This is a genomic window from Mycobacterium sp. (genome assembly GCF_025933915.1).
In the GTDB taxonomy this organism is placed as follows: Bacteria; Actinomycetota; Actinomycetes; order Mycobacteriales; family Mycobacteriaceae; genus Mycobacterium.
Genome location: NZ_JAICZA010000118.1, coordinates 1 through 14,982 on the forward strand (window position 1 = coordinate 1; position 14,982 = coordinate 14,982).

Annotated in this window: 15 protein-coding genes and 1 pseudogene; 7 read left to right on the forward strand and 9 right to left on the reverse strand. The window is 67.1% G+C overall.

What is annotated here, in order from left to right; all coding sequences use genetic code 11:
* Nucleotides 1–111 (forward strand): annotated as a pseudogene (locus Q0W90_RS17595) (hypothetical protein); the annotation flags it as partial.
* On the opposite strand, the gene Q0W90_RS17600 reads toward Q0W90_RS17595, so the two are convergent.
* Genes Q0W90_RS17600 through purB form a run of 3 tightly spaced genes read right to left on the reverse strand, consistent with a single transcriptional unit; the run spans nt 76 to nt 3,766 of the window.
* Nucleotides 76–1,098, reverse strand: a complete 1,023-nt coding sequence (locus Q0W90_RS17600) for a tellurite resistance/C4-dicarboxylate transporter family protein (protein WP_297598352.1) — start codon at nt 1,096–1,098, stop codon at nt 76–78. The pseudogene Q0W90_RS17595 and the gene Q0W90_RS17600 overlap by 36 nt on opposite strands.
* Nucleotides 1,095–2,351 carry a cytochrome P450 gene (locus Q0W90_RS17605; RefSeq protein ID WP_297699583.1) on the reverse strand — a complete coding sequence of 419 codons (1,257 nt, stop codon included), beginning with the start codon at nt 2,349–2,351 and terminating at the stop codon, nt 1,095–1,097. Before Q0W90_RS17605 ends, Q0W90_RS17600 begins: the two co-directional genes overlap by 4 nt.
* Nucleotides 2,348–3,766, reverse strand: a complete 1,419-nt coding sequence (purB, locus tag Q0W90_RS17610; protein ID WP_297775468.1) for an adenylosuccinate lyase — start codon at nt 3,764–3,766, stop codon at nt 2,348–2,350. The genes Q0W90_RS17605 and purB overlap by 4 nt, the downstream gene beginning before the upstream one ends.
* Before the next feature lie 49 nt (nt 3,767–3,815).
* Between purB and Q0W90_RS17615 the strand changes: the two genes are divergently transcribed.
* Nucleotides 3,816–4,589: a DUF429 domain-containing protein gene (locus Q0W90_RS17615; RefSeq protein WP_297598346.1), complete on the forward strand. Its 774-nt coding sequence runs from the start codon at nt 3,816–3,818 to the stop codon at nt 4,587–4,589.
* On the opposite strand, the gene Q0W90_RS17620 is transcribed toward Q0W90_RS17615, so the two are convergent.
* On the reverse strand, nt 4,568–5,203 hold the full coding sequence (locus tag Q0W90_RS17620; protein WP_297598360.1) for a TetR family transcriptional regulator: 636 nt from the start codon (nt 5,201–5,203) through the stop codon (nt 4,568–4,570). The genes Q0W90_RS17615 and Q0W90_RS17620 overlap by 22 nt on opposite strands.
* A gap of 55 nt (nt 5,204–5,258) precedes the next feature.
* On the opposite strand from Q0W90_RS17620, the gene Q0W90_RS17625 reads away from it, so the two are divergent.
* Both Q0W90_RS17625 and Q0W90_RS17630 read left to right on the forward strand, forming a co-directional pair.
* The gene (locus Q0W90_RS17625) at nt 5,259–6,188 is read left to right on the forward strand and encodes an alpha/beta hydrolase-fold protein (RefSeq protein ID WP_297598344.1); all 930 of its coding nucleotides are present in this window, start codon (nt 5,259–5,261) and stop codon (nt 6,186–6,188) included.
* Between the two features lie 71 nt (nt 6,189–6,259).
* Entirely contained in the window at nt 6,260–7,843 is a 1,584-nt protein-coding gene (locus tag Q0W90_RS17630) for a gamma-glutamyltransferase family protein (protein WP_297775472.1), read from the forward strand.
* Nucleotides 7,844–7,850: 7 nt separating this feature from the next.
* Here Q0W90_RS17630 and purD read toward each other — a convergent pair whose 3' ends face one another.
* From purD to Q0W90_RS17655, 5 genes are all read right to left on the reverse strand, one after another.
* Nucleotides 7,851–9,119 carry a phosphoribosylamine--glycine ligase gene (purD, locus tag Q0W90_RS17635; protein ID WP_297699577.1) on the reverse strand — a complete coding sequence of 423 codons (1,269 nt, stop codon included), beginning with the start codon at nt 9,117–9,119 and terminating at the stop codon, nt 7,851–7,853.
* Nucleotides 9,120–9,199: 80 nt separating this feature from the next.
* Entirely contained in the window at nt 9,200–9,637 is a 438-nt protein-coding gene (locus Q0W90_RS17640) for a carboxymuconolactone decarboxylase family protein (protein WP_297598338.1), read from the reverse strand.
* Entirely contained in the window at nt 9,637–10,500 is an 864-nt protein-coding gene (locus tag Q0W90_RS17645) for an NAD(P)-dependent oxidoreductase (protein ID WP_297598336.1), read from the reverse strand. The genes Q0W90_RS17640 and Q0W90_RS17645 overlap by 1 nt, the downstream gene beginning before the upstream one ends.
* A complete protein-coding gene (locus Q0W90_RS17650; protein WP_297598334.1) occupies nt 10,497–11,246 on the reverse strand; it encodes an SDR family oxidoreductase in 750 nt (249 codons plus the stop codon). The genes Q0W90_RS17645 and Q0W90_RS17650 overlap by 4 nt, the downstream gene beginning before the upstream one ends.
* Nucleotides 11,247–11,260: 14 nt before the next feature.
* Complete coding sequence (locus Q0W90_RS17655; protein WP_297775475.1) at nt 11,261–12,730, reverse strand: aldehyde dehydrogenase; 1,470 nt, start codon at nt 12,728–12,730, stop codon at nt 11,261–11,263.
* A 210-nt stretch (nt 12,731–12,940) separates the two neighbouring features.
* Between Q0W90_RS17655 and Q0W90_RS17660 the strand changes: the two genes are divergently transcribed.
* The 3 genes from Q0W90_RS17660 to Q0W90_RS17670 form a co-directional block, all read left to right on the forward strand.
* Nucleotides 12,941–13,579: a TetR/AcrR family transcriptional regulator gene (locus Q0W90_RS17660; RefSeq protein WP_297699572.1), complete on the forward strand. Its 639-nt coding sequence runs from the start codon at nt 12,941–12,943 to the stop codon at nt 13,577–13,579.
* Nucleotides 13,580–13,582: 3 nt separating this feature from the next.
* Nucleotides 13,583–14,800: a cytochrome P450 gene (locus Q0W90_RS17665; protein WP_297775478.1), complete on the forward strand. Its 1,218-nt coding sequence runs from the start codon at nt 13,583–13,585 to the stop codon at nt 14,798–14,800.
* Nucleotides 14,801–14,982, forward strand: a 182-nt coding sequence (locus Q0W90_RS17670) for an SDR family NAD(P)-dependent oxidoreductase (protein WP_297775480.1), incomplete at its 3' end; no start/stop codon positions are given. It abuts the gene before it with no gap.

The following is a 14,982-nucleotide window of genomic DNA, read 5'->3' on the forward strand; positions in this document are numbered from 1 at the left end:
GCCGTCAGCGCGGACCCGGTCGGCGGGTGGCGTCGTGAGGATCCGGTGACCATCGGCGCCCTGGCGGCGCTCGAACTACGGTCGGCGGGTATCGCGATTCGCGGGGCTTAGCAGCATTGCCCGCGAGAAGAGCAGCACCCCTGCGACGACCACAATGAGCCAGGCGCCCAACGCATCCCAGAAGAACACCAGAGAGACGGTGAGCAGCCACCGCTCACCGAGCTCGATTGCCATGGCGAAACTGGCCGCGGAATACATGCCCAGCGGGAACACGAACGCCCACCACACGCCGGCAAATTGCAGCATGTTGGGATGTCGCCTGATGCGGTGCAGAACGAAGTAGATCAGCGGCGGTATCCACAGCGTCGCCGTCACCCAGGTCACGATGGTGACCGCCCGCACGGGGCCGGCCAGCCAGCCGGGCGCGACGGTATGGATGTTGTCGCCGGCCAGCGTCGCAATCGCCATGCCGCCCATCAGGATCCAGGTATCGGGCTCGAAGCCGTCGCGGTGCTGTCGTTCGTTGACCACGCGCCAGACAGTCAACCAGGTCATCAGACCGTATATGCACAGCGCCGCCACCCATGCGGCCACGGCTACCGCGAGCCACCAGTGGTGGCCGGTATGACGGGCCGCGCGGGCGATCACGATCGCCAAACCCGATGTTCCCACGCTGCCCAGCTGCCAGGCACCGTGGACATGGTCGCGCAGTACGGACCAGCGCTGCGCCAACATATTTCGCGCGCTGAGCAGGATCAGCACCACCCAGGACATCAGCCCGACGGCGCCGAGGACCCGCGCCACCCACACATTGGACGACAAGCGCGTGTCGATCACCGCGCAGGCGGCGACGAACGTGATCATCCGCAGTGTGACGTCGGGATCGGTGAGATCCCAGCGCAACTTCTGGCCGCCGGTGCAGGCCTTCGCGGCGACCAGGGCGACCAGCAGCACCAGCCCGAGCGTGGCGATGACGCCCATCGTGTCGCTGATCAACCGGTACCCGTGGTTTTTCGCGCCGATCGACAAGATTCCGGTGGCCATCACCGCAGCGAACACATCGGGTGTGGGCTCGATATCGGAGAACCGGATCGTCACTGTTCTTCGCGTAGTTCCACGACGAGGTGCCGGATGCCGGTATGCCGGTTGCTGCGGGCCCATTCGACCGGCCGGACCACCCGCACCGTGCCGAACCGACAGAGCAGCTCCTCGAACAGCACCCGCAGCTCCAGCCGCGCCAGGTTGGCACCCAGGCAATAGTGCACGCCCTGACCGAATCCCAGGTGCGGATTGGGTTTCCGCGCGATATCGAATTCGTCGGCGCCGTCGAAGACACTGGCGTCGCGATTCGCCGATCCCTCCCAGATCTGTATCTTCTGCCCGGCCTTGATCGACTGGCCACCGAGCGTGACGTCGCGGGTGGCGGTGCGCCGTTTCGAGGGCGAGGGCGAGGTCCACCGCACCATCTCTTCCACGGCGGTGGGTAACGCACCGAGATCCCCACGCAGAGAACGTAATTGCGATGGATGATCGGCGAGCGCCAGCAGCCCGCCCGCGACCGCGTTGCGGGTGGTCTCCGCGCCGGCACTGAACAGCAGGCTGAAGAACAGGTACAGCTCGAGGTCGGAAAGGGTCGACGCATCATCCCCGTCCGAGTCGTCGAGCATGGCGTTCGCCACGACCGACAACATGTCATCGGACGGTTTGTCACGCTTGGATGCGATCAGCTGTCGACCGTAGTCATACATTCGCGACCCGGCTTCTTCGAGTGAAAGCTGCGACAGGGACGCCTTGCGCGAACCACCGAAATCGAACTGCGGCTCGATCGCCTCGAACAACCAATGCCGTTCGGATTCAGGTACTCCCAGCAGGATGCAGATCATCTGCATCGGCAGCTCGGCCGCGATGTCGACCAGGAAGTCGAACGGCTCGCCCGGCACCACCGCGTCCAGCAGCCGGCGTGCCCGGGTCCGCAGATCGTCTTCCACCAGACGGGTCATCCGCGGCGTCAGCCCGGAACTGACCAGCCGCCGGATCTGCGAGTGCCGCGGGTCGTCCATCATGTTGAGCACCTGGCCGGCGATCGCCAGGTCCTGCAACAATGTGCCGCCGTACGGCCGTTCGCCACCGGTGACCGACGAGTACGTCACCGGATCCTTGAGAACCTCAAGGGTTTCCGCGTAGGTGGCGACCGACCAGAAGCCCTCACCGTCCGGGGTGTTGTCGGTTGGTGCGTGCCAGTACACCGGCGCCTCCCGCCGATGGATGGCGAACAGGTCGTGCGGAAATCCGTTGGCGAAGTTGTCCAGATCGGTGAAGTCGATCCTCGAGAGTGCGCCCGCCAGAGTCACAGGATCGCACCGGGAACGTATTTGGCCGCATCGGGGTAGCGGCTCACCAGCGCGTCCACCAGCGCCGCCACCTCGTCCACCTGGTCACCGGCGGCACCGGTGAACGCCCCCTTGTCGGCCAGCGCGGCGTCCAGAGCCGCTTGGTCCAGCGGCAGCCGCTCGTCGGCGGCCAGCCGATCCAGCAGATCGGGCTCGGCCCCGCGTTCCCGCATGGCCAGCGCCGTCGCCACCGCGTGTTCGCGGATCACGTGATGCGCGGCCTCGCGGCCCATGCCGGCGCGCACCGCGGCGATCAACACCTTGGTGGTGGCCAGGAACGGCAGATAGCGGTCCAGCTCGCGACCGATCACCGCCGGATAGGCGCCGAACTCGTCGAGCACCGTCAAGAAGGTCTCGATCTGCCCGTCGACGGCAAAGAAGCTGTCCGGCAGCGCCACCCGGCGCACCACCGAGCAGAACACGTCGCCCTCGTTCCACTGCGCGCCCGCCAGTTCGGCGGCCATCGAGGCGTAGCCGCGCAGCACCACCTGCAGGCCATTGACCCGTTCGCAGCTGCGGGTGTTCATCTTGTGCGGCATCGCCGACGAACCAACCTGACCCGGCGCGAATCCCTCGGTGACCAGCTCGTGCCCGGCCATCAGCCGGATGGTGTGCGCCATCGAGGATGGTCCCGCACCCACCTGCACCAGCGCCGAAATCACGTCGTGGTCCAGCGATCTGGGATACACCTGCCCGACGCTGGTCAAAACCGTTGCAAAGCCCAAGAATTGGGCGATACGCCGCTCGAGTTCGGCGAGCTTGGCCGCGTCGCCGTCCAGCAGGTCGAGCATGTCCTGCGACGTGCCCATCGGTCCTTTGATGCCGCGCAACGGGTAACGATCGATCAGCTCCCGCAGCCTGGTCAACGCGATCAGCGTCTCCTGGGCCGCCGAGGCGAACCTTTTGCCCAACGTGGTGGCCTGGGCCGCGACATTGTGACTGCGTCCGGCCATCACCAGGTCGCGATAGGCCACGGCCCGCTCGGCAAGCCGCGCCGCGACCGCCACCCCGTGAGCGAAGACCAGCTCCAGCGAACGCCGGATCTGCAGCTGCTCCACGTTCTCGGTCAGATCCCGGCTGGTCATGCCTTTGTGCACCTGCTCGTGACCGGCCAGCGCATTGAATTCCTCAATGCGGGCCTTGACGTCGTGGCGCAGGACGCGTTCACGATCCGCGATCGAAGCCAGATCGACGTCCTCGAGCACACGCTCGTAGTCGGCGATCGCTTCGTCAGGCACCGCAACGCCCAGCTCCGCCTGTGCGCGCAGCACCGCGAGCCACAGCCGCCGCTCCGCGACGATCTTGGCCTCGGGCGACCAGATCGCGACCATCTCGGCACTGGCGTACCGGGCGGCCAGCACATTCGGAATGCTCACTTGGTCCTCACGAACACACAGCTTACGGTCGCGGTCATACCCTGTGCGGATGTACTTCGCCGGTGTCGACCTCGCCTGGGCGGGCCGTAACCCGACCGGCGTCGCCGTCGTCGACCCCGCCGGCGATTTGGTGAGCGTGGGCGCGGTCCGCGACGACCACGAAATCCTGGCCGCGCTGCGCCCCTACGTGCGGGGCGATTGCCTGGTCGGCTTCGATGCGCCGCTGGTGGTGAACAACCCGACGGGCCAGCGTCCCGCCGAGACCGCGCTCAACCGCGACTTCCGCAGGTTCGAGGCCGGGGCCCACCCCTGCAACACCGGAAAACCCGAATTCGCCAACGGCCCGCGCGGGGGCCGCCTGGCCGCGGCGCTGGGCCTCGATCTGGATCCGCGGTCGCCGGTCACGCGTCGCGCCATCGAGGTGTACCCGCATGCGGCGACCGTCGCGCTGTTCCGATTGGAGCGGACCCTGAAATACAAGGCAAAACCGGGCCGCAGCGTCGACGGGCTCAAATCCGAGCTGGTGCTGCTGATGGACGGCCTCGAACGGCTCGCGCAGGCCCCGATCCCCCTGCGTGTCGCCGCACACGACGGCTGGCTCGCGCTGCGGCGGGCCGTGGCGACCGCCCAACGCAAAAGCGAGCTGCGCCGCGCCGAAGATCCCATCGATGCCGTCGTCTGCGCCTATGTGGCGCTGTATGCGCAGCGACGCCCGGCCCAGGTGACGATCTACGGCGACCTCGACACCGGATACATCGTGACGCCGTCGCTGTCGCCCAGCCCGGTCCGGCCGCCGCGGCCTCAGATCTGCACAGGGCGCTGATCGATGGGCGCCAGCACCTCGATGAGATCGACCACCGCCCCCTGGGCCGCCGCGCGCGGATCCCGTCCCTCCACCAGGGCCGACACCACCGAACCGTCGACCGCGCAGATCAGCGTGCACACCAGATCGATGTGCACCGAGCGGCCCGAGCGCTCGATGGCCTCCGCCACCGCCTCGGCGCGCTGACGCAGGCTGCGGCGCATGGTCTCTTGCAACGCGGGCAGGCGGGTGCACGCGATCTGCCGCTCATAGCGCGATATCAGTTGATCGGTGAGTCCCGGGCCGGACACGTCCCCGACGAGCAGGTCCGCCAACACCTCGGCGATGGTTTCCGGCCCCCGGCGCCGCCGAGACAACGCGGTGACCCGCGACCGAAGCTGTGCCACTTCGATCATCGCGGTGTGTTCGACCGCGCGCGCGATCAGATCGTCGAGGGAGGAGAAGTAATAGGTGGTGGACGCCAACGGCAATCCGGCCCGCCCGGCGACCGCCCGGTGCCGCACCGCTTCGAACCCGCCCTCAGCAAGCAGCTCGGCGGCGGCGCTGACAAGCGCGTACCGTCGACGTTCTCCTTTCGGAGTAACCGCTGCAGTCACGAGTAGCCATCGTGCCAGCCAAAGTGGTACTGCATTGCCATTTCCGCCAAACGGCCCGCCAAACGAACATGGCATGATGGCCCGCATGCCCGACTTGAGCCGCCGCGCCGTGCTCGGTCTCGGCGCCGGCGCGGCCCTCGGCGCCGTCGGCGCCTACGGGCTCGACATTTTGTTACAGCCTCGGACATCTCACGCCACGCCGGTTTCCGCGCCCGTATCGAAGGCAGGCTCCCAGATACCGTTCGCGCCGGCGCCGAGCGCCCCTCGTGATCCGGCGCCCCCGTCGGCGCCGGCGCCCACCATGGTCACCGGTTCCTTCGTATCGGCCGCGCGCGGCGGCGCGAACACTAATTGGGCCATCGCGCGTCCGCCGGGCCAGACCCGGCCGCTACGACCGGTGATCGCGCTGCATGGCAAGGGCAGCGACGCCTCCACCGTGATGGCCGGCGGCGTCGAGCAGGGCTTGGCGCAGGCCGTCGACGCGGGGCTGCCGCCGTTCGCGGTGGTTGCCGTCGACGGTGGCGGCAGCTATTGGCACAAGCGGTCTTCCGGCGAGGACAGCGGGGCGATGGTGCTCGACGAGCTCATCCCCATGCTGGGGAACCAGAATCTGGATACCTCGCGCGTGGCGTTCCTGGGCTGGTCGATGGGTGGCTACGGCGCGCTGCTGCTTGGCGGCCGGCTCGGCGCCGGCCGCACCGCGGCGATCTGCGCGGTGAGCCCGGCGCTGTGGCTGTCCTCCGGCGCCGCCGCCCCGGGTGCGTTCGACGGGCCGGACGATTTCGCGGCGAACTCGGTGTTCGGGATGCCCGCGCTGGCGTCGATCCCCATCCGGGTGGATTGTGGCGACAGCGATCCGTTTTACGCTGCGACAAAGCAGTTCGTCGCGCAGCTGCCCCATCCGCCGGCGGGCGGTTTCTCCCCCGGCGGGCACAACCCCGAGTTCTGGAGTTCGCAGTTGCCGGCCGAACTGACGTGGATGGCACCGCTGCTGACGGCCTGATCGTCGGCCGCGACCGTAACGCCACAGCGAAGAATCGCGCCGAAATTCGCAGCCGCGTTACGCTCGCGGACGTGACCGCAGATTTCGGTTGGGACCTTCCGTACGCCTGGCCACGCAAACCGGTGCTCGCGGAAAACGTCGTGTGCACATCGCAACCGCTTGCCGCCCAGGCGGGCCTGCGGATGCTCGCCGAGGGCGGCAGCGCGGTGGACGCGGCGATCGCCACGGCCATCACGCTGACGATCGTGGAGCCGGTTTCCAACGGTATCGGCGCGGACGCCTTTGCCATCGTGTGGGATGGCAAGCGATTGCACGGGCTCAACGCGTCGGGCCGCTCGCCGGCGGGGTGGACTCCGGAATACTTTGGCGGAGAAGCCGTTCCACTGCTCGGGTGGAATTCGGTGACGGTTCCGGGGGCCGTGTCGGCGTGGACCGAACTGCATGCCAAGTTCGGCAAGCTGCCCTTCGAGCGGCTCTTCGAACCCGCGATCTCCTACGGCCGCAACGGTTTTCTGGTTTCGCCAACGGTGGCAGACCAGTGGGCGGCGCAGGCGCCGCTGTTCGAGAAGCAGCCGGGTTTCGCCGAGGCGTTTCTGCCCGGGGGGAGGGCGCCGAAACCCGGTGAGCGATTCAGCCTGCCCGATCATGCGGCCACACTCGAGACAATCGCCGCCACCAACGGCGAGGCGTTTTATCGCGGGGAACTGGCCGCCAAACTCGAGGCGCACGCGTCGGCCAACGACGGTGTCATGCGGGGCAGCGACCTCGCGGCTCACCGTGCCGACTGGGTGGGCACCGTCGACGGCGGCTACCGGGGCTACACCGTGCACGAGATTCCGCCCAACGGTCAGGGGATCGTCGCGCTGATCGCCCTCGGCATTCTCGAGCAGTTCGACATGGCTTCGTTGCCGGCCGATTCCGCCGACAGCGTGCACCTGCAGATCGAAGCGGTTAAGCTCGCGTTCGCCGACGCCCAGGCCTACCTCGCCGATATCGAACACATGCCGCTACGGCCGGAACGACTGTTGGACACGGAGTACCTGGCGCAACGGGCCGCACTGATCGACCGCGCACGGGCGAAGCCGGTCTCGGCGGGGGCCCCGTCGGGCGGAACCGTCTACCTGACCGCGGCCGACGCCGCGGGAGTGATGGTCTCGATGATCCAGTCGAATTACATGGGGTTCGGTTCCGGTGTGGTGGTGCCGGGCACCGGAATCGCGCTGCAAAACCGCGGGGCGAATTTCACTGCCGTCCAGGGCCATCCAAACATCGTGGGCCCGAACAAGCGCCCCTATCACACCATCATTCCGGCCTTCGTGACCAAGGACGCAGCCCCGGTCATGAGCTTCGGCGTGATGGGCGGGATGATGCAGCCGCAGGGCCATGTGCAGGTGATGGTGCGCATCGCCGACCATGGGCAGAACCCGCAGGCGGCGTGCGACGGTCCGAGGTTCCGGTGGGTGCAGGGTTTGCAGGTCAGTTGCGAAAAGGGTTTCCCGGGCTCGACGCTGGACGAGTTGCGGGGGCGCGGACACGATCTTGTTGCCGTCGACGACTATAACCAATTCGGCAGCTGCCAGGCGATCTGGCGACTCGAGGAGGGCTATTTGGCGGCCAGCGATCCGCGCCGCGACAGCCAGGCAGTCGCTTTCTAGACGCCTTCTAGACGCGGATCTGACCTTCGGCCGCCAACTGGGCGATATCGCTTCGGAAATGACTGCCCGGCAACCGAATCGAACGAATAACGTCATACGCTTTGGTCCGCGCGGCCGAGAGGTCGGCGCCGGTTCCCACTACCGACAGCACCCGACCACCCGACGAAACGATTTCGCCGTCCTCGCGCCGCGACGTTCCGGCGTGCAGCACCCCGTCGGCCTCCGAGCCGACGATGACGTCGCCCACACGAGGACGCCCGGGATAGTTCTCCGCCGCCAGCACCACCGTCACCGCGGCACCGTCATGCCAGCGCAGCTCGCCGAACTCCGCCAGCTTGCCGCTACCCGCCGCGTACAGCAGCTGCCCGAGCGGGGATTCCAGCAGCGCCAGCACCGCCTGCGTCTCGGGATCGCCGAAGCGGCAGTTGAATTCGATCACTGCGGGTCCGTTCGAGGTGATCGCAAGGCCGGCATATAGCAGTCCGCTGAACGGGCAGTCACGCGCAACCATCTCGGCCGCAACGGGTTCGACGATGTTGCTGACCACATCGCGATACACCTCGTCGGGAAGCCAGGGGACCGGCGCGTAGGCGCCCATGCCACCGGTGTTGGGTCCGTGGTCGCCGTCGCCGGCGCGCTTGAAGTCCTGCGCCGGGAGCAGCGGCACCACGGTCTCACCATCGACGACGCAGAACAGCGACACCTCTGGGCCGTCCAGGTACGACTCGAGCAGCACCGGGTGGCCGGCCTCGAGCAGTCCGGCGGCATGCGCTCGCGCGACACCGCGATCCGCGGTCACCACGACGCCCTTGCCGGCCGCCAGGCGGTCGTCCTTCACCACCCAGGCCGCATCCCCGGCGGGCGGACCGAAACGGTCCAGGGTGGCGTCTAAAAGCGCGGGGCTGTCGACGATTTCACTGGTCGCGGTGCGAACCCCAGCCGCGGCCATGACCTCTTTGGCGAACGCCTTGGAACCCTCGATGCAGGCGGCGTCCTTGCCGGGGCCGAAGCAGACGATGCCTGCGGACCGCAGCGCGTCGGCCACCCCGAGGACCAGCGGTACCTCGGGACCGATGACCACCAGGTCGGCGCGCACCCCGCGCGCCAGGGCGACGACATCGGATGCCGAGGTGACGTCGACGTCGTGCTGCTCGGCCAGCCGGGCGGTGCCGGCGTTGCCCGGGGCGATGGCCAGTCCCGTGACTTGCGGGTCTTTGCGCAGCGCCAGCAGCAGCGCATGCTCACGGGCACCGGAACCGATCACCAGGACGCGCACGACACGTCAGACTAGCCGGGCACCCGCCGCGCGCCGACAGCGCCTGGCCTCGGCCGCCGGATCACCGGCGAGCCCACCTGTCAATCGCTCTCGCCGCCCGAGTGCATCTTCAACGCGGCATCCACGTTGGCCTTCTTGTCTTCTCCGGCCCCTTTTGCCGCGGCCTTCTTGCGCTTGGCCACGACGGCGTCGACCGCGCCGTTGAGCGCCGAACCCAGGGGGAAGCCCAGGTAGTGGGTGAGGAAGACGGCCATCTCCTTCAGTTCGGTCTCGGTGAGTTCGCCGTTGAGGAGCGCGGCGTTGATCTGAATCTCGGCGAGGTCGCGATTCCCGATCGCGGTCACGGCCGTCAGCGTCATGATGCGCTTGTCGCGCATCGACAATCCCGGGCGCGTCCAGATGCTGCCGAACAGGTGATCGACGGTCAGGTCGAAGTACGCGTCGCCCTCGATGTTGGGCATCTCCCAGCCGTAGACCTCGTTCATCTTCTCGAGGCCGTTGCGGCGCAGTTCGTCCATTACGTCTCTTTCTGTGTGTGCGGTACGCCGAGGCCGGCGGCCAGCCGCTCATAGGCCACTTGGGCCAGCGGCAGGTCGACCGATACCGCCTCGCCCAGTGCCAGCGCCAGGCTCAGATCCTTCTCCCCCAGGCCGCGGGTGTGCAAGAACGGCTCGTACAGGAAGTTGTCCGCCTCGAGGTCTTTCATGTCCTCACGAACCATGATGGCGCCCGGACCTCCGGTGAGCGCATCGGTGTGGCGCACCACCCGGCCCAGCGCCTGCAGGTCCAGGCCCGCCGCCTCGGCCAGCTTCATGGCCTCGCACGCCGCCGCGTAAGAGGTGAATGTCAACATGTTGCGGGCCAGCTTCATTCGCGTCCCCGCACCCGGCTCACCGGCGTGGACGACCATCGAGGCCCAGTGTTTGAATGCCGGCTTGATCCGCTCGTACACCTCACGGTCGGCGCCCACCATGGTGGCAAGTTCGCCCTTCGCGGCGGCGGCCGCCCCACCACTGACCGGCGCGTCGACGATGTGGATGCCCCGCGGCTTATGCTCGGCCGCGAGTTCGACCGCGGTGGTGTCGCTGATGGTCGAATGGATCGCGATGACCGTGCCGGGCTTGGCGTGCGCCGTCAGTTCGCCGACGACCTCGCGCACCTGGGCGTCGTTGAGCACGGTGATGTGGATGATGTCGGCGGCGACTGCAATGTCGGCGACGCTGTCGGCCAGGCCGGCGCCCTTTTCGACCAGCGGGGTCATCGCCTCGGTCCGAATGTCGTAAACCGTTACCCCGCCGGGCCATTCGGTCATCTTCGTGGCCATCGGAGCGCCCATATTGCCCAGCCCAATGTAGCCGAGGCGCGCATATTCTTGACTCATGACCGGATTATCTGTCCGCCGTCGACATTGAATATCTGCCCGGTGATCCACGACGCCTCGTCGGACAGCAGGAACAGGCACATGCCGACCAGGTCCTCGGGGGTCCCCATCCGCGACAACGGCAGACCCTTGACGATATCGTCGACTATCTCCTTGGGCGTCGTGGTCCGGTTGGCCTCCGTGTCGATGGGGCCCGGCGCGATCGCGTTGATCCGGATCTTCTGGCCACCCAGCTCGCGGGAAAGTTGCTGCGTCAGGCCGTTGAGCCCGACTTTGGCCAGGCCGTAGTAGTTCGCGTACAGCCAGGCGGCGGTGGACGACTGGTTGACGATCGCCCCGCCGCCGCGCTTGGCCATCTTCTTGTACACCGCACGCGTGCACCACAAGGCCCCGTCGAGGTTCACGCTCATGAACCTCTTGTAGTACTCCGGGTCGATGGTGAGCAGAAAGTCCAGCTTCATGCCGCCGAAGATCGCGGCGTTGTTGACCAGGTAGTCGATGCCGCCGAATTCGGCCAGCGTGCGGTCGGCCATCTCCTTGGCCGATGCCGGATCGGACACGTCGACCGGAATGCTGATGGCGGTTCCACCGTCACCGGCGATCTGCTTGGCGACCGCCTCGGCGGCCTCGGCGTTGATGTCGGCGACCACCACCGCCGCGCCCTCACGGGCCAGCGCCTCGGCGTACGCCTGCCCGATGCCGCCCCCGGATCCGGTGACGATGCCGACTTTGTTCTCGAATCGCATGCTCGCAAGCTCCTCTAGTTGATCGCTGTCGCAATAGTTTTGGTTTCCAGGTACTCCTCGAAACCGGCCAGGCCCATCTCGCGACCGTTTCCGGACTGCTTGTAACCGCCGAATGGCGCATCGGCCGAGTACCACACGCCGCCGTTGACATTGATCGTGCCCGCGCGGACCCGCGCGGCAGCCCTGGCGGCCCTATCCGGGTCAGCCCCAAAGACGGTGCCCGACAGGCCGTATGGCGAGTCGTTGGCAATGCGGACGGCGTCGTCGTCACCGTCGTGCGGAATCACCGTCAGGACCGGGCCGAAGATCTCCTCACGCGCGCAACGGGCGTCGTTGCCCAGCCCCACGATCACCGTCGGCTCGATGAAGAACCCGACTTCAGGGTCGGCCGGCCGGCCGCCACCGCAGCCGAACGTGCCGCCCTCGGCGATCGCCGAGTCGAGGTAGCCCTGTATCCGGTCCCGCTGGCGCGCCGAAATCACTGGCCCGCAGATGGTTCCGGGGTCTGTGGGGTCGCCGGCCTTGATACCGCCCATCGTTGCGGCCGCGATGGAGACGGCTTCGTCATACTTCGCCCGCGGCACCACCAGCCGGGTGGTGATCGCGCAGCCTTGCCCCGCATGCATGCACACCGAGAACCCCGCCATGCTCACCGCACCGCCCAAATCGGCGTCGTCGAGGACGATGAACGCCGACTTACCGCCCAGCTCGAGGAAGACCTTCTTGATGGTCGCCGCGCCGTCGGCCATCACGCTGCGGCCGGTGGCTGTCGAGCCGGTGAACGAAACCATGTCGACCCGAGGGTCTTTCGACAGCAGCGCGCCTACGCCGTGGTCGTCCGAGGTGACGATGTTGATGACACCGGGCGGAAAGTCGGTGTGCTCGGCGATGAGTTCCCCCAGCACGGCGGCGCACCAGGGGGTGTCCGGGGCGGGCTTGAGGACGACGGTGTTGCCGGCGGCCAGCGCGGGCCCGATCTTGGCGAGGTTGATCTGGTGGGGAAAGTTCCACGGGGTGATGGCGCCGACGACGCCGACGGCCTCACGGGCGACGGTGCGCCTAGTGGGGATACCCATCGGCGACGCCTCACCGAGATCCTGGTTGTATTCGTAGGATTCGGCGGTATCCGCGGCGAACGCCAGGTCGTTGACCGGGACTTCGAGCTGAGCGATGCTGGTGAGCATTCGCGGTGCGCCGACTTCGGCGATGGTCAGATCGCGCAGCTCTTCGAGGTGCTGCTGCATCGCCTCGCGCAGTTGCCGCACGCAACGCACCCGCAAGTCGGTGTTGCGCGACCAGTCCGTCTCGTCGAAGGCGCGCCGCGCGGCGTCGATCGCGCGGTCCATGTCGGCAGCGTCGGCGTTGGCGGCGACGCCCAGCACTTCCTCGGTCGCCGGATTGATCGTGGGGAAGGTGCCGGCACTCCCGGCCGACATCTTGCCGTCGATGAAGAGTTCGCTAACGCCGTCGGCCAACAAGGCCATGTCCCGCTCCCGTCTGTGTGCGGCCAACCCGGCACGCCAATCTAGTGGACAGTTGTCCGATATCGTCCGATCGAACCATAGCCGCCTGGTCATCGGCGGTGCAAGGGCCGATCTCGATAGGCGGCCGAAAGCGCCGTAAACTCGCAGATTAAGCGATATGTTTCCGGATCGGACTTGCTTCGCGCCGACCCCATCCATTAGCTTGGACATGTGTCCAGCGATGCATTGGCGATCACTAGCGATGCCGACCGCCAGACCGGTCAGCCGCCGCGCAACCGGCGCCAAGAGGAGACCTTCCGCAAGGTACTCGCCGCCGGCATCGAAACGCTGCGCGAAAAGTCCTACGCCGACCTGACCGTGCGCGCGGTGGCGGCCCGCGCTAAGGTCGCGCCGGCGACCGCCTACACCTACTTCTCGTCGAAGAATCATCTGATCGCCGAGGTTTACCTGGACCTGGTGCGGCAGGTCCCCTTCTTCACCGACGTCAACGACCCGATGCCCACCAGGGTGGAACAGGTATTGCGTCATCTGGCCCTGGTGGTCGCCGACGAGCCCGAAGTCAGCGCCGCCTGCACGACGGCCTTGCTCAGCGGCGGGGCCGACCCCGCGGTGCGTGCCGCCCGCGACCGAATCGGCGTGGAGATCCACCGCCGGATCACGTCCGCGATGGGCCCCAACGCCGATCCCACCACCGTGTCCGCGTTGGAGATGGCGTTTTTCGGCGCGCTGGTCCAGGGCGGCAGCGGGGAGTTCAGCTACCGCGAGATCGCCGACCGGCTGGCCTACGTGGTGCGGCTGATCCTGACCGGCGCCCGAGACACAAGCCAAGAGACAGAGGTAGGAACCTAAGCGATGACCGTCCATGTTGGCGACCACGAGCTGGTCCTGGATCCCTACGATTACGACTTCCACGAGGATCCGTACCCGTACTACAAGCGCCTTCGCGACGAGGCCCCGCTGTATCGCAATGAGGAACTGAAGTTCTGGGCGCTGTCACGGCATCAAGATGTGCTGCAGGGATTTCGCAACAGCACCACGCTGTCCAACAAGTACGGCGTCTCGCTGGATCCGGCGTCGCGCGGTCCGCACGCCAGCAAGACGATGAGCTTTCTCGCGATGGACGATCCCGCCCACCTGCGGTTGCGCACGCTGGTCTCAAAAGGCTTCACCCCGCGCCGGATTCGCGAACTCGAACCCCGGGTCACCGAGATCGCGACGCAGCATCTCGACACACTGCTGGACAAGGCCGAGAACGGGAATGTCGACTATGTCGACGAATTCGCCGGCAAGCTGCCCATGGACGTCATCTCCGAGCTGATGGGTGTCCCCGAGCCGGACCGAGATCAGGTCCGGGCCTGGGCCGACGGCGTCATGCACCGCGAGGAGGGCGTCACCGACGTGCCGCCGGAGGCCGTCGAGGCCTCCCTCAACCTCATCGTCTACTACCAGGGGATGGTGGCCGAGCGGCGTAAGCAGCTGACGGACGATCTGACGTCGGCGCTGCTGGAAGCCGAGATCGACGGCGACCGGCTCAGCGATGACGAGGTGCTCGGATTCATGTTCCTGATGGTGATCGCTGGAAACGAGACCACTACCAAACTGCTTGCCAATGCTGCTTTTTGGGCTTACAAGAACCCGGATCAACTGGCCCCGGTCTACGACGATCTGTCTCGGGTACCACTGTGGGTCGAGGAGACCTTGCGCTACGACACCTCCAGCCAGATCCTGGCCCGCACCGTGTCCGGCGAGCTCACCCTCTACGACACCACCATTCCCGACGGCGACGTCCTGCTGCTGTTGCCCGGTTCGGGACAACGTGACGAGCGGGTCTTCGACAACCCCGACGATTATGTGATCGGGCGCGAAATCGGGCCCAAACTATTGAGTTTCGGTAGCGGCGCACACTTCTGCTTAGGCGCGCATCTGGCGCGGATGGAAGCCCGGGTTGCGCTCACCGAGTTGTTCAAGCGAATCCGCGGCTACGAGGTGGACGAGGCCAACGCCGTCCGCGTCCACTCCAGCAATGTCCGCGGATTCGCCCACCTACCCATGAGCGTGGAGGTCCGCTGAATGCCCCGCTTTGACCCGTTGCCCGAACGCCGCCCCGCCATCGTGGCCGGCGCCTCCTCCGGCATCGGAGAGGCCACCGCTATCGAACTCGCGGCCCACGGCTTCCCCGTCGCCCTGGGCGCCCGCCGCGTCGAGAAGCTCGAGGACATCGTCGGCAAGATCAACGCCGGCGGGGGCGAAGC

Excerpts from the sequence above, each read along its gene's own strand:
- Q0W90_RS17615 (WP_297598346.1), top strand. The coding sequence starts at position 3,816 with ATGTACTTCGCCGGTGTCGACCTCGCCTGGGCGGGCCGTAACCCGACC.
- Q0W90_RS17625 (WP_297598344.1), top strand. The coding sequence starts at position 5,259 with ATGATGGCCCGCATGCCCGACTTGAGCCGCCGCGCCGTGCTCGGTCTC.
- Q0W90_RS17640 (WP_297598338.1), bottom strand. The coding sequence starts at position 9,637 with ATGGACGAACTGCGCCGCAACGGCCTCGAGAAGATGAACGAGGTCTAC.
- Q0W90_RS17645 (WP_297598336.1), bottom strand. The coding sequence starts at position 10,500 with ATGAGTCAAGAATATGCGCGCCTCGGCTACATTGGGCTGGGCAATATG.
- Q0W90_RS17650 (WP_297598334.1), bottom strand. The coding sequence starts at position 11,246 with ATGCGATTCGAGAACAAAGTCGGCATCGTCACCGGATCCGGGGGCGGC.
- Q0W90_RS17655 (WP_297775475.1), bottom strand. The coding sequence starts at position 12,730 with ATGGCCTTGTTGGCCGACGGCGTTAGCGAACTCTTCATCGACGGCAAG.
- Q0W90_RS17665 (WP_297775478.1), top strand. The coding sequence starts at position 13,583 with ATGACCGTCCATGTTGGCGACCACGAGCTGGTCCTGGATCCCTACGAT.